Source organism: Bacillus cereus group sp. MG9 (assembly GCF_040459995.1).
In the GTDB taxonomy this organism is placed as follows: Bacteria; Bacillota; Bacilli; order Bacillales; family Bacillaceae_G; genus Bacillus_A; species Bacillus_A mycoides.
Window position 1 is genome coordinate 3,851,831 of record NZ_JARVHC010000001.1, and the last position, 23,247, is coordinate 3,875,077.

Here is a 23,247-nt window from a genome sequence, read left to right on the forward strand (position 1 = left end):
GTAGAATGCAACAAAAACTTTTGCAGACTACTTTTAATCGAGCTTCTCTCCCTGGAACACACCTGTCCCATCAAGATAAGTACGCAGCGAAGCATACTGATCATTATGCCAAAACGCTTCTGAATCAACTAGTATCGCTGCATCTTGTCTTGCTGTTTCTAACGCCCGATAATCATGTACCATATCAGCAACCTTAAATTCTGGTAGACCACTTTGCTTACTTCCAAAGAAATCCCCAGGACCTCGTAACTCTAAATCTTTTTCTGACAATACAAATCCATCATTTGTTTCAGTCATAATGCGCATTCTTTCTTTTCCCGTTTCTGATTTCGGGTCCGCAATTAATAAACAATATGATTGTTCACTACCACGCCCAACACGCCCCCTCAGCTGATGGAGCTGTGATAAACCGAAACGTTCCGCGTCATAAATAACCATAACAGTCGCATTTGGTACATTCACGCCTACTTCAACAACTGTTGTCGACACAAGAATTTGCACTTTATTTTCACTAAACTGTCCCATTATCTCTTCTTTTTCTTGAGATGATAGTCTCCCATGCATTAATCCAACTTGGCATTTCCCTTGATAATGATGAGTCAGCATACTATGTAAGTCGATAGCATTTTGTACATCAAGCTTCTCAGACTCTTCAATAAGAGGGCAAATAACATATGCCTGTCTTCCTTTTTTTATCTCTTTCTCCACAAAGCCGAGGACACGATCTAACATATCATGTTTTGCCCAGTACGTTTCGATTACCTTTCTACCAGCTGGCATTTCGTCGATAATAGAAACGTCCATCTCTCCAAATGCAGTGATAGCTAACGTACGCGGGATTGGGGTCGCCGTCATAAACAATACATCTGGACTTTCACCTTTCTCACGTAAAACCCGGCGCTGCGCCACACCAAATCGATGCTGTTCATCGGTAATAACGAGACCTAACCTATGAAATATAACTTCGTCTTGAATTAAAGCGTGCGTTCCAACAAGGATGTCTACTTCTCCCTGTTCTAATCTCGACAAAATTTCTCGACGTCTCGCACCTTTAACAGAACTTGTTAGCAATTCAACCTTCATACCGAAATGTGAAAACGTCTCCGCGAGCGACTGATAATGTTGCTCGGCTAAAATTTCTGTAGGAACCATCAAAGCACCTTGATAATGAGCCAATTTCGCCGCATAAAGAGCAATCGCAGCAACAACTGTTTTCCCAGAACCTACATCCCCTTGCAATAATCGATTCATTCGGTACGGAGATATCATATCTTTCATTATTTCATCTACAACCCGGCGTTGTGCGCCAGTTAATGGAAACGGAAGCGCATCAGTAAACTCTTGCAATTCTACTAATGAAATTTCCTTTTTCGTCCCTTTCGAGTTTTCCCTTTCCATTTTCCGTAATGTTTGCATTTTCAACTGAAACAAGAAAAACTCCTCATATACAAAACGGCGACGCGCTTGCTTTAAGTCTTCCTGTCCCACTGGAAAATGTAACCCTCTGAGCGCTTCATAGCGTGATAATAATTTATATCGACTTAACAAACCATCTGGTAACACTTCGACTATAGAATCTCCATACTCCTTAAACGCTTGTGCAACAAACCGGCGCATCTGTTTTACTGTCAGTTTTCCTTTCACTGAATATACAGGTTCTACTTCTTGTTGTCGTACAACCGGTCCAAAATTCAGTTCTGATACAGCAATTGTTTGGCGATGCTGATCCCATTTACCAGTAATCGTTACCGTTTCATCTAAATTTAACTTTTGTTTATAGTATGGTCTATTAAAACATACAGCTGTAATTAAATAACGACCGACGAGAACACGAACTGTAAGACGTGACTTCTTCTTCCCATAATATTGCAGTAAAGGAGCACTATGAATTTTCCCCTCAACCGTTACACGCTCGTCATGCTTTACTTCAGCAAGATCTTTCATCGCATAGTCTTCATAGCGGTACGGAAAATGTTCTAATAGATGAGAAACTGTATAAATTCCCATCTCGTGTAACAACTCAGATGTTTCTCCTCCGATTCCCTTTACATTCGTAACAGGAACTTGTACAACTTCATTCAAGATTCTCACGCTCCGTCACATTATTTTCTTTGATTCATTCTATTGATTATCCATTATTATCATTGACATCTGTAATCGCTCTCTTTCACCTTATATATTCTATCATAGGCATTCTACGAGAAACTACTCTAATCCCTCTATATAAAGTGAAACTATAATCAGTGGGCGTTTACGGGCAGTTAATCTCCCACTTAACTTCTTTGCTCCAGCCGAATATAGGGGGTGGAAGTTTTACTGCCCACAAATAGCGGGATAAAACAAAGTTGTACAATACGTAAGAAAAGAGCCTCACTATTAGCAGCAAGGCTCTTTTCTATCATCAATATGCTAGCCTTTTGAATAAAAACTAGTAATCAACTTCATATCACTATTTCTTATCTATTAGCAAGTAAGTAACCCATTTATTTTCAAATCGAATCTTTTCTTATTCTACAGAGAAGATGAAAGAATACACCGGTTGGTTCCCTGCATGTACTTCTACTTCTGCATCTTCAAAGTTCTCTTCTACAAACGCAACTAATTTAGCCACTTCTTCATCTGTTGCATCTTCACCTTGTAGAATCGTTACGATTTCAGAATCTTCATCAATTAGCGCTTCTAGTAATTGCTTTGCAGCTCCTACTTTCTCAGCATTTGTAGATACAATTTTCCCATCTGCAATACACATGAAATCATCTTTTTGAATCGCTACACCGTCAATTTCCGTATCACGAACAGCATACGTAATCTGACCTGTTTTCACATGAGCTAAAGCTTCTTTCATGTTTTCTTCATTCTCTTCTAGCGTTCCAACTGGATTAAATGCTAACATTGCAGCCATACCTTGAGGAACTGTTTTTGAACGAATAACAATAACTTCTTGTTCTACAACTGACGCTGCTTGTTCTGCTGCCATCACGATATTCCCGTTATTTGGTAAGATGATGATTTTTTCAGCATTCGCCTCTTCAATCGCCTTCACAATATCCTCCGTACTCGGATTCATCGTTTGGCCACCTTCGATAACTTTCGTTGCACCAATGCTCTCAAATAGAGTTTTAATACCCGATCCCATAGCTACAGTTACAATACCATACGGTTGTTTCTCTATTGGCTGATTCGTTTGTTCAGGTACCATGCTAGGTTCATCTAATAAAGCAGTATGCTGTTCACGCATATTTTCTACTTTGATCTTAATTAGACTACCGTAACGTTGTCCATAGTTCATAGGATCTCCAGGATGTTCCGCATGAATATGAACCTTTACAACCTCATCATCCGATACAACAAGTAGTGAATCTCCGTACACACTAATATCTTCACGGAATTTTTGTTCAGAGAAATTATGTTCCTTCATTTTTCCAGGCTCTAATTTCACCATGAACTCCGTACAATATCCATACTTAATATCTTCTGTACTCAATTGGCTTTGTACACTACGGTGATGTTCTGCACGTACCATGTCATTCATAGATGGTTGGGCAGGCATATCAGAAGAAATCGTTTCTCCTTTTAAGTCAGCTAAAAATCCTTCATATACAACAACAAGACCTTTACCACCGCTATCTACAACGCCAACTTGTTTTAATACAGGTAATAAATCTGGCGTACGATTTAACGATGCGTTTGCTTCTTTTACAACGTCTTCCATAAACAAAACAAAGTCGCGCTGTTTTTTCGCAACTGTCACTGCATATTTACCCGTTTCTCTTGCAACCGTTAAAATCGTTCCTTCAATTGGTTTCATAACCGCTTTGTAAGCTGCCTCTACTCCAGCTTCTAAAGCTGCAGCAAAATCAACTGTCGTTAATTCTTCTTTTTGTTCAATGGATTTAGAGAAACCACGGAATAACTGAGATAAAATAACCCCAGAGTTACCACGAGCTCCCATTAATAATCCTTTGGCTAAACTTACACCGACTTTACCAGCATGCTGCGAAGGATTTGCTTTCACTTCACGTGCGCCTGAAGTCATTGATAAGTTCATGTTTGTACCGGTATCGCCATCTGGAACTGGGAATACGTTTAATGCATCAACAAGCTGAACATTATTTGTTAAATTATTGGCTCCTTGAATGATCATTTGTGATAAACGTTTTCCATCAATTTTTTGAATTGACACAGATTTTCCTCCTTAATGCACATTACAAGTTTATTACTTTAACTCCTTGTACGTAGATGTTTACAGAATCTACTGCTAGTCCTACAGTTTGATCTAATGTATATTTCACTTTAGTCTGCACGTTATGTGCTACTTCTGAAATTTTCGTACCATAGCTCACAATAATATACATATCAATATGTACTTCATCTTCATTTTTACGAACAATAACGCCTCTAGTGAAGTTTTCTTTTCGTAAAATTTCTGTTAATCCATCTTTTAACTGATTTTTTGATGCCATACCTACGATACCGTAGCAATCTACTGCGGCACCTCCAGCAATTGTTGCAATTACATCTGTACTAATATCAATTTGACCGTACTTCGTTTTAATTTCAATTGACATCTCGTTTCCCCCTTCATAAATGGTGAAAGTGAGCTAGACTACTTTAGTTACTATCATATAATCTTTTTAAAGAAAATTCCATCGTTCTTTCTTTTTCACTCTCATATTTTATGTTTTAAATTACATTTTTTTATGATGAGCAAAATAGTCCATTGTTATTATACAACATGTACCACTATAATATGTCAAGCAATTTTTCTTGATTTCACCTTTTCTTCATTGACATATAGTGTCAAGTATTTTTTCTTGATTTCTTTTTCCTACGGTGTTGCATTCTCTTTTTAGTTGTGTTAAATTATAGTAGTGTTTTTAGCATCGCATAAAAGACTAATATTGAAAAATTACGTATGTTACGGTAGTTAAGGGAGGGAAATATAAATGGCTCGTGTTTGTGCTATCACTGGAAGAAAAGCTCGTTCTGGTAACTCTCGTTCTCACGCAATGAACGCTACAAAACGTAAATGGGGCGCTAACCTTCAAAAAGTTCGCGTACGCATCGACGGAAAAGTTCAACGTGTTTACGTTTCTGCTAGAGCATTAAAATCTGGCAAAATCGAACGTGTTTAATAATAAAAAAAAGAGCCGCTAGGCTCTTTTTTTATTATACCATTGGAAAAAGCACCGGTAATAGGTGCTTTTTTTAGTCTTTTTTGAAGGTATTTAACATCGCACGAACAATTCCACCAAGAAATTTAGGTAACTTAATTGTATAAAATCTCATGGTTTCCCTCCTAATCCCCATTACTCCACTTGTTCACTATATGATGCAAGGAGCAAAATTGTTTCTTCAATCAGTGCTTCTTATCATCATTAATATGCCAGAAGTGAATGAAAAAGTACCTTTTTCCTCAACGAGTTCATTACTAATACAAAGTGTCGATCCCCACTCTATTGTTTTATTAGTAAGGGGATACTTAAAACCGTGAAGTGTAATACCTTCTACCCTTTCAGTAACTGGTACAAATGATACGTATGGAAAATGTTCGTTTCCTTCAATTATATACATACCAAACTTTTTCACCATTATTTCATTTTTATTGTCCACAATACACATTTCTATATTTACTTCTAATCCCTTTAAAAGCATCTGAATATTTGCTAAACCATGATCAAGTCTTCCACCAGTAGCACCAAAAATACGAATTAATTTTGGTTTCTGTTCTAAAGCCCAGCTAATTGCAATTTCTAAATCTGTTTGATCTTTTTCTCGCGGGACGATATGTAATTCATTTGTTTGCTGCCTCATCCATGCTAATTCCTCATCAGTAACTGAATCATAATCCCCAAACGCAACAGCCGGAGTGATTCCTCTTTTCAACAAACGGTACACTCCTCTATCAACGGCCGCCCAAACTACTTCTTCATTTTCATACCGCGAAAAATCTGCGCAGTATTCTGCAGGTCCTCCCGCTAAAATATGAATAATCATTTTTCCTTCCCCTTCTATTGTAAAAAGGCAATCTGCCATTCGGTAGATTGCCTTTCTCCTTATTTGCCACTCTAACATGTATAAATAGTGAAGTCTTAATGAACTAGAAGCTTCACTAGGATAAAGGTTCGTTCATTCTTTATCCGCGAATTACACGAATTGCTTCACCGCGGTCTTTTTGATTGTATACTGCTGATCCCGCTACAAGAACATTCGCTCCTGCTTCAATACAAAGTCTTGCCGTTTCAGCGTTGACACCACCATCAACTTCAATTTCCACTTCTAGATTTCGCTCTTTAACCATTTCTGCAACTTGTTTGATTTTCGGTAATACAGAATGAATAAACTTCTGCCCGCCAAATCCAGGATTTACTGTCATAAGTAATACCATGTCTATATCTTCTAATACATGCTCAATCGTTGAAACTGGAGTATGCGGATTTAATACAACCCCTGCTTTAATGTCATGAGATTTAATTAACTGAATTGTACGATGTAAATGAGGACACGCTTCTACATGAACAGTAATAATATCCGCTCCCGCTTTTGCGAAAGTTGGGATATAGTTATCAGGATTTTCAATCATTAAATGTACATCTAACGGTAATGATGTAATCGGACGGATTGCTTCTACAATTAATGGTCCAATCGTAATATTTGGTACGAAATGCCCATCCATTACATCGACGTGAATGTAGTCAGCTCCGCCTTTTTCTACATCTTTAATCTCTTCCCCTAATCTTGAAAAATCTGCTGATAAAATCGATGGTGCAATTTTAATCATGACTAATACCTCGGCTTTCTCTCTCTAATTTCTTCTACGAATTGTTTGTAATTCTTATAACGATATTCGGTAATCTTTCCTTCTTCAACCGCAGCTTTCACCGCACATTTCGGTTCAGCAAGGTGTGTACACCCTCTAAATTTACAGTATTGGCTCGCTTCTTTCAACTCTGGAAAACAATATGTAAGATCTTCTACCTCTATATCTATGAAATCAAGCGAACTAAAACCAGGTGTATCCGCAACAAGTCCGCTTCCAACTGTAATTAGTTCTACGTGTCTTGTCGTATGCTTTCCACGTCCTAAATGTGAAGAAATATCATTAGTTTTCAATTCTAAATCTGGACGTAATACGTTTAGCATTGAAGATTTCCCAACACCAGATTGGCCTGCAACGACGGAAATACAACCTTCTAAGAAAGGTTTCAGAATATCAATACTTTCCGATGTATTTATAGAAGTAAACAACACATCATAACCCATTTCACGATAATCATTTGCATAAGATTCAACAGTTTCTCTCATTTTTTCATCTACTAAATCCATCTTACTAATACAAATAATTGGTTTAATGTTATGATATTCAATTAATACTAAAAATCGATCTAACAGTCCTGGATTAAAATCTGGTTCTACCGCAGAGAAAACAAGAATAGCTTGATCAACATTAGCAATAGGAGGTCTAACAAGTTCATTTTTCCGATCAAATACTTCTAACACATAACCTTCATTCGGATTATCCGCTTGAAAAACAACTTGGTCTCCTACAAGTGGCGTAATTTTATTCTTTCTAAATACACCACGCCCACGACATTGTGTAATCCCTTCCTCATTCTGCACATAATAAAACCCACTTAGAGCTTTTACAATTTTTCCTTCTGGCATATAATTCTCCTTTATTTTGTATAAAATGAAACTGCAATTAAATATGAATAGACTAGCGTTCTGTAAACAATTAGTTCAAAGCCCACCAAATATATATCCAGGTTCATATATTTAATCTACCATCAAATTTAAAATATTATTTACAACAGTATCACTTTTACAGCTTTTTGAATCATATATTTTTGCCTGTTATACAGTCCACGATGTAGACAGCATAACAGGCAAGAGTAATAAATTCCATCTTCTATATAAGGACGATGGAATTCACTATTATTGAGCTGGATATGGTACTTCCTTGTCCATAATCGTTACTCCATCTCGGACAATTTTATAGTGTCCCTTTGCACCTTCTTGAATTACAAATTCTAAAGAAATAATCGCTGACTCAGTAATTGTTCTCGTTTCAACTGGTTTATCCATTTTTTGCTGCATATCTTCTTTATAAATTTCTATTGTTTGCGGCTTTTTCTCACCTGTTGCAGAAGCTTCATATGGGATAGAAATGTTATCCACTTTTACCGTTTTCGTCACTTTAGGCTTCGGACCATCGGAGATAACAATCGATACTTTATCTCCTTCTTTTAAAGGTGTCCCAGGCTTTGGTAACTGTGAAATAACAAGACCTTTATCAACCTTATCTGAATACTCTCTTTGTATATCAGAAACAAGCTTTCTTTCATTTAAATAACCTTTTACACTATTTTCAGTCCATCCTGAAAAATCACCTGGTCTTATTTGATAAGGTCCTTTACTTACCCAAATTTTCAGCTCTTGTTCTGTCTCTATAACCATTTGATCAGGCGTTGGTATTTGCTCTACAATTTCACCTTTCGGCTTATCATTTTCAATATAATTTATTGTAACTTGTTTATATTTTTCTTCTAACTCAGCTCTTATACTCTCGAAATCTTTTCCTGTCAAATCACTCATCTTACTTTTCTTTTTCCCACCTGATTGATAGATAGTAATTTTAGAGTTTTCTTTCACTACTCTTCCTGCTATAGGATCTGTTTTTATCACGTTTCCGGCTTCAACATCATCTGTATATACAAGATTAGGTTCAGTAACTTCAAAACCTTTTTCAACTAATGTATTTACAGCTGTCGTATATTTCATACCAGCCACATCAGGAACCTTCACATCTTTCGGAATAAAGAAGCCTGGAATAACAGTAAGTGCTAATGTTATCCCTATCGCTAAAAGTAAAAATGTTGTAATTAAAACTTTCAGCCATTTATTATTTCGCTTTTTCTTCTTACCTGATTTGGTCTCTTCTTTTCTTACTTGTTCATCCACTTTACTTCCTTTTAATACAATCGTTTCATCACTTACATTTTGAAATAGTTGTTCTTGTTGAATAATTGGAATCGCTTTCGTTGCTTCCATATCTTCTGGTATGTAAAATGGTTGTTCATTTATTCGTTCTGGGTATAGTGCTGTTTCAATATCTCGTTTCATCGCGTTAGCAGATTGATATCGATGGAACGGATCTTTCGCAGTTGCCTTTAATATAATATTTTCAACACTTTGTGGAATATTTTCATTCCATCTTTTTGGAGATGGCATTTCATTTTGTAAATGTTTTAACGCAATTGCAACAGCAGATTCACCAGAAAACGGTTGTCTTCCTGTTAACAATTCAAACATAACAATCCCAAGTGAATAAATATCTGATTGTTTATTCGCTATACCGCCGCGCGCTTGTTCTGGTGATAAATAATGCACCGAACCGAGCACCGAATTTGTATGTGTAATCGTTGCTGCACTTGTAGCTGTCGCAATTCCAAAGTCTGTTACTTTGACCACTCCGTCATCTCGAATCAAAATATTGTGCGGTTTAATATCACGATGTACAATCTCAAAATGATGGGCGTGTGCCATAGCGGACGTTAACTGCTCCATTATATCAAGAGCCTCTCCTATCGGTAACATCCCTCGATCAATTATGTATTGCTTCAATGTTCGTCCAGGTACATATTCCATTACAAGATAATATATATCATCCTCTTCCCCAACATCATACATATTCACAATATTTGGATGCGACAACGTTGTAACAGATTGCGCTTCTCGATGGAAACGTTTAATAAACTCTTCATTATTTGAATAGTCGAGTCTTAATATTTTTACCGCTACATCTCGGCCGAGTATATCATCATGAGCTAAATATACATTGGCCATTCCTCCACCGCCAATCATTTTCAGCAGCTTATAACGGTCATTTAAGCGTTTTCCAATCAGCACGTTGCACTTCACCTACTTTCGTTTGTCGAATCCGTATAATCAATAATAACGAGGGTAATATTATCTTCTCCACCACGATCATTTGCTAATTGAATGAGATGCTCTCCCTTCGCCTCGAGCTGTTCATTCAATTGTAAAATTTGTTGCATATCAGCAATAGAAACTTTGTTAGACAATCCATCCGAGCAAAGAAGTAATTGATCATCTTCTTCAAGCACCAATGTTTTAACATCTAATCCAACTGTTTCTTCATTTCCTAATGCTCTTAACAAAACATTCTTTTTCGGGTGATATTCTGCATCTTCCTTTGAAATTTCGCCATGTCTCACAAGTTCATTTACAAGCGAATGATCTTCCGTTACAAGCGTCATTTTCCCCTCTGATACCATATAACACCGACTATCTCCTATATGACCTATCGTCACAAAATTCGATGTACAAATGGCTATTATAAGTGTTGTTCCCATGCCATTACATTCTGCATGCTGCTTAGAGTAAGCATATATGCGCTCATTAATAATTCCAACGTTAGTATGTAACCACTTTTCTACCTTTTTAGGCTCATTCATATTATGCGTTTGCTTCCAATAATCATGGAATAATTGAATAGCCATCGAGCTAGCTACATCGCCAGCTCGATGACCTCCCATTCCATCTGCTACTACCGCTAAAATATTTCCATCTAAATTGCGAAAAACTCCTGCACTATCTTCATTATGTTGACGAACTTTTCCTTTATCCGATAGAAACACGGCTTTCATCTAGTCACCTCGTCTCTTCTTTGCGCTCCTTTGCACGCAACTGACCGCAGGCTGCATCAATATCATGACCTTGTTCACGGCGAATGGTTACATTCACTCCACGATCTTTTAGCGTCTTTTCAAATAAGAAAATTTGCTCTCGTGGCGTACGTACATAATCACGTTCTGGCACGTAGTTTACCGGAATTAAGTTTACATGACATTTTACACCTTTTAAGAGCGCAGCAAGTTCTTCAGCGTGCTCAACTTGGTCATTTTCTCCTCCAAATAAGCCATATTCAAATGTAATACGACGCCCTGTTCTATTTACATAGTATTTAACAGCTTCCATTAAATCAGGTAGCTTATAAGCACGGTTGATCGGCATTAATTTTGAACGTATCTCTGTATTTGCAGCATGCAATGAAATCGCAAAATTAATTTGCATATCTTCTTCAGCGAACTTATAAATTTTTGGAACAATTCCACTTGTTGAAACTGTCATATGTCTTGCACCAATATGAATTCCTTTTTCATGATTTACAATGCGTAAGAATGACATTAAGTTATCATAATTATCAAATGGTTCTCCAATTCCCATAACAACAAGAGAACTTACACGTTCTTCTGTTTCATCAAGCGCACGCTGAACTTCTACTACTTGCGCTACAATTTCTCCAGCCTCTAAGTTTCGTTTTAACCCACCAAGTGTAGAAGCACAGAACGTACAGCCAATGCGGCAACCCACCTGTGTTGTTACACAAATGGAATTTCCATATTCATGTCGCATTAGTACAGTTTCAATAGAGTATCCATCGTATAACTGGAATAGGAATTTAATCGTTCCATCCGAAGACGTTTGTTTTACTAAAGTGTTTAAAGTAGTAATATCAAAGGAATTCGACAATTTATCGCGCAATCCTTTAGCAAGGTTTGACATATCCTCATAATTTTTTACACGTTTTTTATATAGCCAATCAAAAATTTGTCCTGCACGGAACTTAGGTTCTCCTTGTTCCTTTAACCAATCTTGCATTTCATGAAGTTGTAAAGAATAAATTGATGGTTTCTTTGTTTCTAGATTTTTCTTTTGTTTTTTTACAGTCGTTTCCATGATGCTACACCTTCTTTCTTAAACAAGCAATATAAAAGCCATCTGTTGCAAAATAATGCGGTAAAATTCGTACTTGACCTTCATCAATATACGGATTTAACTTTTCTGGCATGCGATCTTTTATCGTAGTATCCCATTCAAATTCAGGATGCTCTTGTAAAAATTGCTTTATTACTTGTTCATTTTCTATTTTTTCAATTGTGCACGTACTATAAACAAGGCGACCACCTTGTTTTAACAATGGTGCTATTTTTTCTAGTATCGCAAGTTGAATCGTTGATAACCTTTCACTATCGCCCTTATCTTTACCTAACTTAATATCAGGTTTACGTCTAATAACACCAAATCCAGAACATGGTGCATCTACTAATATTTTGTCAAAAGATTCATTTGCAAAATGCTCTTGAACTTTTCTAGCATCTAAAGCCATCGTTTCTACATTTTCTAAACCAAGTCTCTTCGCCTGTTGTTCAATTAAACGTACTTTATGTGCGTGTAAATCAAGCGACATTACCTTACCAGTTCCGTCCAAACGCTCTGCAATATGAGTTGTTTTTCCGCCAGGAGCAGCACAACTATCTAGAACTGTATCTCCTTTATTCGGTTCTAAAGCACGTGCTACAAGCATTGAGCTTTCATCTTGAATAGAAAGGAAACCTTTTTTGAACGCTTCTGTATGTGCGACATTTCCTCTTTCAATTTGAATTGCATCCTCTGACAATTCGCCACGTTTTGCTTCTATACCCTCATCAGCTAATAACGCAACCGCTTCTTCTACCGTTACTTTATCAACATTTACACGTGCTGTTGGTACAGGTGGCAACATATTTACTTCACACATTTTCTCTGCTGTCTCTAAACCATATTCGGATGCCCATTCTTGTACAAGCCACATTGGATGACTCGTTGCAATCGCAAGTCGTTCTACTGGATTTTCGATTTCTTCTAACGAAGGTACACCTTCTCGCTGAATCGAACGCAATACTCCGTTCACCATGCCTGAAATCCCTTTATGCCCACGACGCTTTGCAATCTCAACTGCTTCATGAATAGCCGCTCTTTCTGGAACTCGGTCTAAATATAGCATTTGATATAGAGATAGGCGAAGCAACACTCTTACCCACGCTTCAACCTTTTTTCTTAAAAATGGTTGTAAATAATAATCTAGTGTGTCACGACGTTGAATTGTTCCATATACCATTTCAGTTAATAAACCAATATCTTTTCTGTCAATTGTATTTTTTTCAATCAAATTATTTAAAAGTAAGTTGCTATATGCACCACTTTTTTCTACTTGAATTAAGCCATCCAGAGCTAACTCACGAACATTTTGTCTCATGCATTTTCTCCTAACTTCGTACCAATTTCAGGTTTTGTTCCACGTAAAAATTGTGAACAACTCATACGCTTTTTACCAGATGGTTGCAATTCAGTGATTTTAACGCCTGTCTCGTTCCCTGTTGCAACAACAAATCCATCTTCTTCAAGAGCTACTATTGTACCTGGTTCAGCTTTCTCTGTAATAGAGACCTTCTCTCCCCACCATACTTTAATAACTTGTCCTGCCAAAGTCGTATAAGCAACTGGCCATGGATTCAATCCGCGAATGTGATTGTATACTTCTTCACCTGTTTTTGTCCAATCAATTATCTCTTGCTCACGTTTTATATTATATGCAAACGTCACTTCAGCTTCACTTTGTTTAATTGGTTCTAGTTTACCCTGAATTAGTAAAGGAACCGTTTTAGATAAAAGGTGTGCTCCTGCTTCGCTTAACTTATCAAATAATGAACCTGTTGTTTCACGCTCTTCAATTTCTACTTCTACTTGCGTTAATATATCGCCCGCATCTAATTTTTCTACCATATACATAATTGTAATACCTGTTTTCTCTTTACCTTCCATGATCGCATAATGAATTGGTGCACCACCGCGAAGTTCTGGAAGTAATGATGCGTGGACATTAATACATCCATACTTTGGCGCTTCTAAAATTTCATTCGGTACGATTTGTCCAAATGCTGCTGTTACAATTAAGTCTGGCTCTAGTGCTAATACTTTTTCATATTCGTCTTTTTCACGAATTTTTAACGGCTGTACTACTGGAATACCATGTTTCTCCGCTTCTACTTTAACAGGAGTAGGTGTTAAAACCTTTTTTCTACCAACTGGACGATCAGGTTGCGTTACAACACCAACTACGTCATATCCGTCCTCGATAAGACGACGAAGCACCGGCACAGAAAAGTCCGGTGTCCCCATAAATACTACTTTCATCATTCAAAAACCGCTCCTTTTAAACCTATTCTAATTCGCCTGCTTCATAATACCTTTTCACTTTAGATGTAAATAAAACACCGTGTAAATGATCGATTTCATGCTGAATTGCACGCGCTAAGAAGTCATCCGCTTCTAATAAAAATATTTTACCGCGACGATTTTGTGCACGTACTTTAATGTAATCTGCACGCTCCACTTCACCATAAAGTCCCGGAAAGCTTAAGCAGCCTTCGGGACCTACTTGTTCACCACGTTTTTCTAAAATAACAGGATTAATTAATTCAATTTTACCCGTATCATCACCTATATCAACAACAGCAACTTGTAAGCTTACACCCACTTGTGGCGCAGCTAGACCAACTCCGTCTGCAATTAACATTGTTTCATGCATATCTTTTAACAATTTCACTAACTTTTTATCAAAGTTAATTACTCTTTCGCATGGTGTTTCTAACACTTCATTTGGATGCTTTACAATTTCTAAAACTGCCATATTTCCCTCCGCTACATTAACATTGTTGGATTAAAATCAATTGAGATTTGTAGCTCTTTTTGCATTTCTGCTTGATAATGTTCATTTACCATTTTGAGCACGTTCTTTAAGTTTGGTTCCCGTTTGTATTTTATCATGCATTGGTAACGATATCTATCTTTTATCCTTGGAATTGCTGAAGCAACCGGCCCTAACACCATTGTTTGCCTTGAACAATGCGTTCGTAAATGACCGACAATTTTTTCCGTCACTTGGACTGCCTTTAATAACTCCGGATGAGATACAGTTACAAGTACAACGTAGTAATATGGCGGATATTGTCTCATTTGCCTCATTTGCATTTCGTGCTCATAAAATACATCATATTGTTGATTCTTTGCTAATTCTACACTGTAATGTTCCGGCGTATACGTTTGAATTACAACTTCACCTGGCAATTCATGTCTTCCTGCACGTCCACTTACTTGTGTCAATAGCTGATACGTCTTTTCACTCGCCCGAAAATCAGGTAGATGAAGCATCGTATCCGCCGTTAAAACGCCAACAAGCGTCACCTTCGGAAAATCAAGCCCTTTTGCAATCATCTGTGTTCCAAGTAATATATCTGCTTTCTCTTCACCAAACGCCTTTAATAATTTTTCATGCATTCCTTTACGGCTTGTTGTATCCACATCCATTCGAATGACCCGCGCCTCAGGGAATAGTTTTGTGATTTCTTCTTCAACCTTTTGCGTCCCTGTACCAAAGAAACGAATATACGTACTATTACAAGCGGGACACTCCGTTGGCATATTTTCCTCATGACTACAATAATGACACTTTAAACGATGGTTCATTTTGTGATATGTCAACGAAATATCACAATGCGGACATTGTACGACATACCCACAATCACGACACATCACAAACGTAGAATGACCCCTTCTATTTAAAAAGAGAACCATTTGTTCTTTCTTTTCTAATCGATCTGCTATTTTTTCATGCAGTGCCTTTGAAAACATTGAGCGATTTCCATCACGAAGCTCTTCACGCATATCAACAATTTCTACAGTCGGCAAAGCTTGTTTGTTCATACGTTTTTCCATTGTAAGCAACCCATAGACACCTTTTTTCGCTCTAGCAAACGATTCAAGTGTCGGCGTTGCACTTCCGAGAACGATTGGACACTTATGGTATTGTCCTCTCCACACTGCTACATCTCTTGCATGATACTTTGGGTTATCCTCTTGCTTATAACTTGATTCATGCTCTTCATCAATAATAATGATTCCTAAATTTTCGAATGGAGCAAAAATAGCTGAACGCGCACCAACTACAACTTTCACTTCTTTTCTTAATATCTTTCGCCATTCATCATATTTCTCGCCAACAGAAAGCGCACTGTGAAGAACTGCAACTTGCGAACCGAACCTACCTTTAAAGCGATCTACCATCTGGGGCGTTAGCGCAATTTCAGGAACAAGCACAATTGCTTCTTTTCCTTTCTCGAGTACCGCTGCTATAGATTGTAAATACACTTCAGTCTTACCACTTCCTGTAACACCATATAGTAAAAATGGATTGTAAGTTTCATTTGTAATTGATGACAAAATCGGTGTAATTACTTGTTTTTGTTCCTCAGTAAGCGGAAATGGTTTCGTTTGTTCAAAATCATCATCGTCATACGGATTCCGGTATACTTCTACATACTTTTCTGAGATTAGACCCTTTTTAACAAGTGATTTTATTGGAGCATCTGTTATTTGTAATTCTTCTGTTAAATTTTTTAACGGTACACTTTTGTAGTTTTCTACAAAATAATAGAGTACGTCTTGTTGTTTTTTACTTTTCAGTTCAAATGCTGCTAATTCCAATTTATCTGCCGGTAACTCCGGTTGAACTACTCTTTGTTTCTTCTTCTGCACTTTATCCTTTACTTGATAAACCACTTCAGTCGTACCATTTTTAATTTCTTGTTGAATAGTACGATATAGGTGCGGCTGCGCTTCGATAGCTTCCCAATCTATCGTTTCCTTCCCTTGAAATAAAGAAAGAATTTCTGGCGCAACTTCTTCTTGGTTACGAAGTTGCAGACGCTTTTTATATGTTGCTTTTATCGCCGTTGGAAGCATCACCTGAAAAGCTGAAATCATATAACATAACGTTTCACTTGTAAGCCAATACCCAAGCTTTAATAATTCATCATTTAAAACCGGAGTGACATCTAATATTTCATACAACGCTTTTAACTTTTTACTTTCTAGATCAACCGAATCCTTTATGCCAATAATAAAACCTTGCAATTTCCTCGGACCGAATGGGACTACTACACGCATTCCTGTTTGCACGATATCTTCCCATTTTTTAGGGATAATATAATCAAACGGTCGATCTGTTTGACGTGCAGGTACATCAACAATCACACTTGCAAACTTCATACACGATCATCTTCTAACATCATTTCTATTTGCTTTAATATTTCACGAGCCACTTCTTTCTTCGTTAAAAGTGGCAACTCAATAATTTCTCCATCTTTTCTATACATTGTCACAATATTTGTATCTGTACCAAACCCAGCTCCTTGCGCTTTCACGTCATTCGCAACAATCATATTTGCATTTTTCTCACGTAATTTTCTCGTTGCGTATTCCTCTATGTTTGTCGTTTCAGCTGCAAAACCGATAAGTAACTGTTGGTCCTTCTTCTCACCTAACGTTTTTAAAATATCCACTGTTCTTTCTAATTCAATTACAGCATCGCCATTTTTCTTTTTCATTTTATTATCATGCACATATTTTGGGCGGTAATCTGCAACTGCTGCTGTTTTGATGACAACATCCACATTCTGATAATGTTGAAGGACTGCCTCTAACATATCTTGTGCAGATTCTACTTGTATTCTTGTTACATGTAATGGTGACTCTAATGCTGTCGGTCCTGACACAAGTATGACATCAGCACCTAAGCCTGCTGCAACTTCTGCGATCGCATACCCCATCTTTCCAGAAGAAAAATTCGTCATAAAACGAACCGGATCAATCTTTTCACGTGTCGGTCCAGCTGTTATTAATATTCGCTTTCCTTGCAATGGTTTTTGTTCTGAGAAAGCCTCTTCTAGCCGTCCAATAATCGCTTCAGGTTCTTCCAGTCTTCCTTTTGCTACATAACCACATGCTAAAAAACCTTCCCCAGGCTCAATAAATGTATATCCTAATGTTTTTAACGTCATCATGTTTTTTTGAACAATTTTATTTTCATACATATGCACATTCATAGCCGGTGCAATCCACACTGGAGCTGTAGTAGCTAACAAAGTAGTTGTAATCATATCATCAGCAATACCGCCAGCTAACTTTCCAATGCAATTAGCTGTAGCCGGTGCAACAAGTACAACATCTGCCCAATCCGCTAAATCAATATGAGCGATAACAGCCGAGTCTCTCTCATCAAACGTATCCGTATATACATCATGGCGAGAAAGTGCTTGAAATGTAAGAGGCGTAACAAACTTCATTGCCGACTCACTCATCATTACTTTTACAAGAGCGCCAGCTTGTGTCAATTTACTTGTTAACGCAGCCGCTTTAAAAACTGCAATGCCTCCTGTTACACATAGAAGTATCTTTTTCCCTTTTAGCATATGACTCGTCCTCTTTCTTTTTCAAACTTATTCTACTGAAATAGAATTTCCAGCTCGTCAGTACCAGTATTTCGTTCCGTCTTTTTCAATTCCTTTTCATCCCTATCGTAAAAAAATAACAACCTACTTGTAAATAGGTTGTTACCGTTACATAGAAAATTATAAAGTCTATGTTTTAATTTGTCGAAAAGAATGTCTTAATCGATTATTTTGTCATCGCATGGTATATATTTTAATACTTCTAAATCGATTTCTTCTAATGCTTTACCTACGCATTTATAAGAAACAGGCTTTTCAATAACACAATTGTCAGCAATTTGCATTTCACGTGCACGCTTTGCAGCTACTGTTACAAGTGTATATTTAGAATCGATTTTTGTTAATAATGAGTCAATTGATGGATTTAACATAATTATAGACCCTCCGTCATTTCTTTATAGTATTTTGCCACTCTTTCGCGGCGGCAATGTTCACCAACCACAATTGCTTTAATTCGGTCGCAAGCTAATTCAACTTGATCGTTTTCTACAACATAGTCATAAGCGTCCATCATTTCGATTTCTTCTTTCGCTACAGTTAAACGATTTTCAATAACATCTTCAGTTTCTGTACCACGGCCGACAATTCGGTTCTTTAGTTCAGATAAACTTGGAGGTGCTAAGAAAATAAATACACCTGCTGGGAAGGCTTTCTTAACTTGAATTGCTCCTTGCACTTCAATTTCTAAGAACACATCTTTTCCTTCTTGTAACGTTTTTTCAACATAATCAATCGGTGTTCCGTAATAATTACCAACGAACTCAGCCCATTCAAGTAACTTTTCATTACGAATCATTTCTTCAAATTCTTCTCTCTCTTTAAAGAAATAATCCACACCATCTACTTCACCTTCACGCGGTTTACGTGTCGTTACTGAAATAGAGTACTGAAAACGTGTGTCTTCATGGCTAAACAGCTCTTTTCGAACCGTTCCTTTCCCGACACCAGAAGGTCCCGAAAGAACGATGAGCAATCCTCTTCTACTTCTCATAAATATGTAAAACCTACCCTTCCTCACTTAAATCTTCTTTATTATTCAAACGATGTGCAATCGTCTCTGGCTGAATTGGACTTAATACTACATGCCCATCATCCATAACAATAACCGCCCTTGTTTTTCTCCCATACGTAGCATCAAGCAAAGCATTATGTTCACGCGCTTCCTGTACTGTCCGTTTAATAGGAGCTGACTCCGGACTTACAATAGCAATAATTCGATGAGCAGATACAATATTTCCGTATCCAATATTTAAAAACCGCATGGCCATAGTTTGCGCCTCCTAGTAAGTCTATCCGATTTCTCCACCACGTATAACTTTATATATTTTTTGAAAGCTACTCAATATTTTGTACTTGTTCACGAATTTTTTCAAGGTTATTTTTCATTTCTACGACATATTTTGAAATTGTTAAGTCATTTGCCTTAGAACCTATCGTATTAACTTCCCTATGCATCTCTTGCACGATGAAGTCCATTTTCCTTCCAACAGGCTCTGTAATTTGCAGTGCTTCACGAAATTGATCTAAATGACTTTGTAATCGAACTAATTCTTCGTGAATATCTGAACGCTCTGCAAATATTGCTACTTCTGTCAACAATCGTTGTTCATCTAAATCTTGGTTATGTAATTCTTTTAAGCGATTTTCTAATCGTTCACGATATTTTTGTGTAACAATTGGTGCATGTGGAATAATTGCATTTACACAATTATGAATCTCTTGCAAACGATATGCTATATCTTTATGTAATCGTTCTCCTTCGCCATCTCTCATCGTTTTCAACATATGAGCAGCTTGGCGAACAGCTTCATATAAACCGGTTTCAAATTGTTCATTTACATTTTCTATTTCTTCAACTGCCGTTACTTCTGGCATTCCCATTAGTTGCCCGAGTGTAATAGAATCTTGTAATTGAAATTTCCCTTTTATATCTTCCATAATGGATTGGTACTGCTTGAGAAGTTCCCAATTCACAGTTAATTTTCTTTCAACAAGCCCTTCACCTGTTATACTAATAGACACTTCAATACGTCCACGGCGAACTTGCTTTGCAATTATTTTACGAATCTTGTCTTCAAACGCCATCATTTGCTTCGGAAGCCGAATACTCATTTCTAAAAAACGATGGTTCACCGACTTCATTTCTACTGTTATTTGAAAAGTATCGTTTTCTACCTTCGATCTTCCAAATCCTGTCATACTACAAATCATCTTTATCACATCCAAGCCATGAAATAACTCAATGAAAAAGGCAATAGAGATGCGACTCTACTACCTTCTGTAAATTATATCATATTTTCATATCATTGACTATTTCAAGTTTAATCCCTTCTTATATAACAGCGGCTTTTTCTTTTTCTCCTTTTTTCTTGTTAATAAGGATCCTACTAATAAGAAGGTCGGAATAGATGATAATCCTCCAATTAACAACCAATCTCGTGCTTGTATCGGCATTGTGCTAAAAATCGGCTGTAATGGTGGATAATATATAACTACAAGCATTAACAGTAAAGAAATAATAACCGCCCCTACTAAATATATATTTCCAAACGGGTTGCGGTGAAATATAGAATGTTCACTACGACAATCAAATACATGAATAAGCTGAGCCAGTACTAATGTTGCGAAGGCTACCGTTTGTGCATACTTCAATTCATTCGGATGCTGGTTAAATGCAATAATAAACGCTACTAATGTCACTGCTCCGATTAGAAAACCACGACTTATAATTTTCCACGCAAGCCCTCTAGCGAACACCCCTTCTTTCGGATGGCGTGGTGTTCTCTTCATCACATCTCCTTCAGCCTTATCCAAACCTAATGCCATCGCTGGTAAACCGTCAGTAACTAAGTTCACCCATAAAATTTGAATTGGAACCATCGGCAATGGCAGTGCAAGTAACATCGCAAATAACATAACTAAAATTTCACCAACGTTAGATGCTAACAAATACCGAATAAACTTCCGAATATTTTCATATATGTTTCTACCTTCTTTAATCGCCGATTTAATCGTAGCAAAGTTATCATCTAACAACACAAGTGACGAAGCTTCTTTTGCAACATCTGTCCCTGTAATTCCCATCGCAATCCCTATATCAGCTGTTTTAATAGCTGGAGCATCGTTCACTCCATCACCTGTCATAGCTACTATATGTCCCTTATTTTGCAGCGCCTTAACGATTTTCAATTTATGCTCAGGAGACACACGAGCGAATACATACGTATCTTCTACAATATCTTCTAATGCCTCTACATCCATATTCGCAAGTTCTACACCTTCAACAACGCGTCCACCCGCCGGTAAAACCCCTAACTGTTCCGCAATTGCCATTGCCGTCACTTTATGATCTCCCGTAATCATTACCGTTCTAATACCAGCTTCCTTACACTCTTTCACCGCTTGCGCCACTTCTAGTCTTGGTGGATCTATCATTCCTTGTATTCCAACAAGCATAAAATCCTGCTCGACTTCTCTTTCATGTTCAATTGAATCTGTAGCTTTTAACGGTTTAAATGCCACCGCAATCGTTCGTAAAGCTTGACTTCCCAAACTATGAATCGCTGCCTGCACTTCTTTTCGATACATTTCACTTAAAGGCTGCTGCTTATTTCCCCACAAAATTGTTTGACTCATTTGCAAAAGAACATCTGGTGCTCCTTTTGTAATAACAAATTTTTTGCCTTCACGATCACGAACAATAACACTCATCATTTTTCTAGTTGAATCAAAAGGAAATTCACGAATGACTTCAAACTTTCCTTTAAGAGCTTCACGTGATATTCCCGCCTTCATTGCAGCAGCAACGAGAGCTCCCTCTGTTGGATCTCCATCTAACACATACGTCTTTTTCTTTTGAATAACATTCGCATTATTACATAAACAGCCAAATGTAAGTAGTTGATACAGTGATTTCGTCTTAGTAGGGTCAATTACTTCTTCACCTTTCATAAACGAACCTGTTGGCTCATAGCCTTGACCTGTTACTTTCCACAATTCTCCGCCTGACCACATATGTGTTACCATCATTTTATTTTGTGTCATTGTTCCTGTTTTATCTGAGCAAATAACAGAAGCACAGCCTAACGTTTCTACAGCTGGCAACTTTCGCACAATTGCCCTCTTTTTAATCATACGCTGTACACCAAGTGATAGCGCAACCGTAACGATAGCTGGTAATCCTTCTGGAATAGCTGCAACAGCAAGCGAAACTCCAGCCAAAAACATGTGATACACTTCATTCCCTTGATATACACCAGCTAGTACAACAAGAGCCGTCAAAATAAGAGCAACAATAATTAAAATTTTTCCAAGCTGTTCTAATCTTCTTTGTAATGGCGTTTCCATTTGCTCAGCATTTTGCAACATATTTGCAATTTGCCCCATAGCTGTATTCATTCCAGTCGCTACGACTACCCCTGTTCCAGCACCTCTCGTTATCATCGTTCCCATAAATGCCATGTTTTTTTGATCACCAATTGAAACATCTTGGCCTTGTAACGCCTCTACCTTCTTTTGTACAGGCAATGACTCTCCTGTAAGAGCCGATTCTTCAATATATAAACTTGAAGATTCCACAAGGCGAACATCCGCGCCAATACGGTCACCACTAGAAAACTTAATAATATCACCTAGTACAAGCGCTTTTGACGGCGCTTTTATCCACTTCCCATTTCTTAGTACAGTAACTTGAGGGGCTGCCAATTCTTTTAAAGCTTCCAACGATTTTTCAGCTTTCCTCTCTTGAAAGAAACCGAGGACACCATTAATAATAACAATTGCAACAATTGCAATCGAATCAATATACTCTCCTAAAAAAGCTGAAATAATTGTAGCACCAAATAAAACAAGTACCATAAAATCTTTAAATTGCGCTAAAAACACCATAAGCGCAGAAGGCCGCTTTGCTTCTTGCAATTCATTTGTACCAAATTTCTTTAATCGGCCCTCTGCTTCTTGCTCTGTAAGACCTACCTCCACATTCGTATTCGTTCTTTCCTCCACTTCATGTGCTCGCATTTCATACCAGTTCATCCTGCCATCGACCTCCTGA

Annotated in this window: 21 protein-coding genes; 1 reads left to right on the forward strand and 20 read right to left on the reverse strand. The window is 37.4% G+C overall.

Features of this window, described 5'->3' with window-relative positions:
* Positions 1-33 precede the first annotated feature (33 nt).
* The 3 genes from recG to QCI77_RS19645 all read right to left on the reverse strand — a co-directional run bounded on the left by recG (position 34) and on the right by QCI77_RS19645 (position 4,568).
* Positions 34-2,082: an ATP-dependent DNA helicase RecG gene (recG, locus tag QCI77_RS19635; RefSeq protein ID WP_353825398.1), complete on the reverse strand. Its 2,049-nt coding sequence runs from the start codon at positions 2,080-2,082 to the stop codon at positions 34-36.
* Between the two features lie 424 nt (positions 2,083-2,506).
* A complete protein-coding gene (locus QCI77_RS19640; RefSeq protein WP_002014508.1) occupies positions 2,507-4,183 on the reverse strand; it encodes a DAK2 domain-containing protein in 1,677 nt (558 codons plus the stop codon).
* 22 nt (positions 4,184-4,205) lie between these two features.
* Positions 4,206-4,568, reverse strand: coding sequence for an Asp23/Gls24 family envelope stress response protein (locus QCI77_RS19645; protein WP_002014507.1), 363 nt, complete (start codon positions 4,566-4,568; stop codon positions 4,206-4,208).
* Between the two features lie 378 nt (positions 4,569-4,946).
* Between QCI77_RS19645 and rpmB the strand changes: the two genes are divergently transcribed.
* A complete protein-coding gene (gene rpmB, locus QCI77_RS19650) occupies positions 4,947-5,135 on the forward strand; it encodes a 50S ribosomal protein L28 (RefSeq protein WP_000124776.1) in 189 nt (62 codons plus the stop codon).
* A 73-nt stretch (positions 5,136-5,208) separates the two neighbouring features.
* Here rpmB and spoVM read toward each other — a convergent pair whose 3' ends face one another.
* From spoVM to QCI77_RS19735, 17 genes are all read right to left on the reverse strand, one after another.
* A complete protein-coding gene (gene spoVM / locus QCI77_RS19655) occupies positions 5,209-5,289 on the reverse strand; it encodes a stage V sporulation protein SpoVM (RefSeq protein WP_001213599.1) in 81 nt (26 codons plus the stop codon).
* A 66-nt stretch (positions 5,290-5,355) separates the two neighbouring features.
* Positions 5,356-6,036, reverse strand: a complete 681-nt coding sequence (locus QCI77_RS19660) for a thiamine diphosphokinase (RefSeq protein ID WP_002014506.1) — start codon at positions 6,034-6,036, stop codon at positions 5,356-5,358.
* Positions 6,037-6,136: 100 nt separating this feature from the next.
* Complete coding sequence (gene rpe, locus QCI77_RS19665) at positions 6,137-6,781, reverse strand: ribulose-phosphate 3-epimerase (RefSeq protein WP_002014505.1); 645 nt, start codon at positions 6,779-6,781, stop codon at positions 6,137-6,139.
* A 2-nt stretch (positions 6,782-6,783) separates the two neighbouring features.
* On the reverse strand, positions 6,784-7,665 hold the full coding sequence (rsgA, locus tag QCI77_RS19670; protein ID WP_002014503.1) for a ribosome small subunit-dependent GTPase A: 882 nt from the start codon (positions 7,663-7,665) through the stop codon (positions 6,784-6,786).
* Between the two features lie 270 nt (positions 7,666-7,935).
* The gene (pknB, locus tag QCI77_RS19675; RefSeq protein WP_113769753.1) at positions 7,936-9,909 is read right to left on the reverse strand and encodes a Stk1 family PASTA domain-containing Ser/Thr kinase; all 1,974 of its coding nucleotides are present in this window, start codon (positions 9,907-9,909) and stop codon (positions 7,936-7,938) included.
* Between the two features lie 8 nt (positions 9,910-9,917).
* Complete coding sequence (locus QCI77_RS19680; protein WP_002014501.1) at positions 9,918-10,670, reverse strand: Stp1/IreP family PP2C-type Ser/Thr phosphatase; 753 nt, start codon at positions 10,668-10,670, stop codon at positions 9,918-9,920.
* Between the two features lie 4 nt (positions 10,671-10,674).
* Entirely contained in the window at positions 10,675-11,763 is a 1,089-nt protein-coding gene (gene rlmN, locus QCI77_RS19685; RefSeq protein WP_002014500.1) for a dual-specificity RNA methyltransferase RlmN, read from the reverse strand.
* A 4-nt stretch (positions 11,764-11,767) separates the two neighbouring features.
* A complete protein-coding gene (rsmB, locus tag QCI77_RS19690) occupies positions 11,768-13,102 on the reverse strand; it encodes a 16S rRNA (cytosine(967)-C(5))-methyltransferase RsmB (protein WP_002128834.1) in 1,335 nt (444 codons plus the stop codon).
* Entirely contained in the window at positions 13,099-14,043 is a 945-nt protein-coding gene (gene fmt, locus QCI77_RS19695) for a methionyl-tRNA formyltransferase (protein ID WP_002014498.1), read from the reverse strand. Before fmt ends, rsmB begins: the two co-directional genes overlap by 4 nt.
* 22 nt (positions 14,044-14,065) lie before the next feature.
* The gene (def, locus tag QCI77_RS19700; protein ID WP_002014496.1) at positions 14,066-14,536 is read right to left on the reverse strand and encodes a peptide deformylase; all 471 of its coding nucleotides are present in this window, start codon (positions 14,534-14,536) and stop codon (positions 14,066-14,068) included.
* 11 nt (positions 14,537-14,547) lie between these two features.
* A complete protein-coding gene (gene priA / locus QCI77_RS19705) occupies positions 14,548-16,953 on the reverse strand; it encodes a primosomal protein N' (RefSeq protein WP_113769754.1) in 2,406 nt (801 codons plus the stop codon).
* Positions 16,950-18,155: a bifunctional phosphopantothenoylcysteine decarboxylase/phosphopantothenate--cysteine ligase CoaBC gene (coaBC, locus tag QCI77_RS19710; RefSeq protein ID WP_113769755.1), complete on the reverse strand. Its 1,206-nt coding sequence runs from the start codon at positions 18,153-18,155 to the stop codon at positions 16,950-16,952. Before coaBC ends, priA begins: the two co-directional genes overlap by 4 nt.
* Before the next feature lie 197 nt (positions 18,156-18,352).
* The gene (gene rpoZ, locus QCI77_RS19715; RefSeq protein WP_113769756.1) at positions 18,353-18,565 is read right to left on the reverse strand and encodes a DNA-directed RNA polymerase subunit omega; all 213 of its coding nucleotides are present in this window, start codon (positions 18,563-18,565) and stop codon (positions 18,353-18,355) included.
* A 2-nt stretch (positions 18,566-18,567) separates the two neighbouring features.
* A complete protein-coding gene (gene gmk / locus QCI77_RS19720; protein ID WP_002014492.1) occupies positions 18,568-19,185 on the reverse strand; it encodes a guanylate kinase in 618 nt (205 codons plus the stop codon).
* A gap of 13 nt (positions 19,186-19,198) precedes the next feature.
* On the reverse strand, positions 19,199-19,462 hold the full coding sequence (gene remA / locus QCI77_RS19725) for an extracellular matrix/biofilm regulator RemA (RefSeq protein ID WP_001251456.1): 264 nt from the start codon (positions 19,460-19,462) through the stop codon (positions 19,199-19,201).
* A 67-nt stretch (positions 19,463-19,529) separates the two neighbouring features.
* Positions 19,530-20,405, reverse strand: a complete 876-nt coding sequence (locus QCI77_RS19730) for a YicC/YloC family endoribonuclease (RefSeq protein WP_002088227.1) — start codon at positions 20,403-20,405, stop codon at positions 19,530-19,532.
* A gap of 99 nt (positions 20,406-20,504) precedes the next feature.
* Positions 20,505-23,228, reverse strand: coding sequence for a calcium-translocating P-type ATPase, SERCA-type (locus QCI77_RS19735; RefSeq protein ID WP_088034467.1), 2,724 nt, complete (start codon positions 23,226-23,228; stop codon positions 20,505-20,507).
* Between the last annotated feature and the right edge of the window lie 19 nt (positions 23,229-23,247).

Excerpts from the sequence above, each read along its gene's own strand:
- QCI77_RS19645 (WP_002014507.1), bottom strand. The coding sequence starts at position 4,568 with ATGTCAATTGAAATTAAAACGAAGTACGGTCAAATTGATATTAGTACA.
- rpmB (WP_000124776.1), top strand. The coding sequence starts at position 4,947 with ATGGCTCGTGTTTGTGCTATCACTGGAAGAAAAGCTCGTTCTGGTAAC.
- spoVM (WP_001213599.1), bottom strand. The coding sequence starts at position 5,289 with ATGAGATTTTATACAATTAAGTTACCTAAATTTCTTGGTGGAATTGTT.
- QCI77_RS19660 (WP_002014506.1), bottom strand. The coding sequence starts at position 6,036 with ATGGCAGATTGCCTTTTTACAATAGAAGGGGAAGGAAAAATGATTATT.
- rpe (WP_002014505.1), bottom strand. The coding sequence starts at position 6,781 with ATGATTAAAATTGCACCATCGATTTTATCAGCAGATTTTTCAAGATTA.
- rsgA (WP_002014503.1), bottom strand. The coding sequence starts at position 7,665 with ATGCCAGAAGGAAAAATTGTAAAAGCTCTAAGTGGGTTTTATTATGTG.
- QCI77_RS19680 (WP_002014501.1), bottom strand. The coding sequence starts at position 10,670 with ATGAAAGCCGTGTTTCTATCGGATAAAGGAAAAGTTCGTCAACATAAT.
- rlmN (WP_002014500.1), bottom strand. The coding sequence starts at position 11,763 with ATGGAAACGACTGTAAAAAAACAAAAGAAAAATCTAGAAACAAAGAAA.
- rsmB (WP_002128834.1), bottom strand. The coding sequence starts at position 13,102 with ATGAGACAAAATGTTCGTGAGTTAGCTCTGGATGGCTTAATTCAAGTA.
- fmt (WP_002014498.1), bottom strand. The coding sequence starts at position 14,043 with ATGATGAAAGTAGTATTTATGGGGACACCGGACTTTTCTGTGCCGGTG.
- def (WP_002014496.1), bottom strand. The coding sequence starts at position 14,536 with ATGGCAGTTTTAGAAATTGTAAAGCATCCAAATGAAGTGTTAGAAACA.
- priA (WP_113769754.1), bottom strand. The coding sequence starts at position 16,953 with ATGAAGTTTGCAAGTGTGATTGTTGATGTACCTGCACGTCAAACAGAT.
- coaBC (WP_113769755.1), bottom strand. The coding sequence starts at position 18,155 with ATGCTAAAAGGGAAAAAGATACTTCTATGTGTAACAGGAGGCATTGCA.
- rpoZ (WP_113769756.1), bottom strand. The coding sequence starts at position 18,565 with ATGTTAAATCCATCAATTGACTCATTATTAACAAAAATCGATTCTAAA.
- gmk (WP_002014492.1), bottom strand. The coding sequence starts at position 19,185 with ATGAGAAGTAGAAGAGGATTGCTCATCGTTCTTTCGGGACCTTCTGGT.
- remA (WP_001251456.1), bottom strand. The coding sequence starts at position 19,462 with ATGGCCATGCGGTTTTTAAATATTGGATACGGAAATATTGTATCTGCT.
- QCI77_RS19730 (WP_002088227.1), bottom strand. The coding sequence starts at position 20,405 with ATGATTTGTAGTATGACAGGATTTGGAAGATCGAAGGTAGAAAACGAT.
- QCI77_RS19735 (WP_088034467.1), bottom strand. The coding sequence starts at position 23,228 with ATGAACTGGTATGAAATGCGAGCACATGAAGTGGAGGAAAGAACGAAT.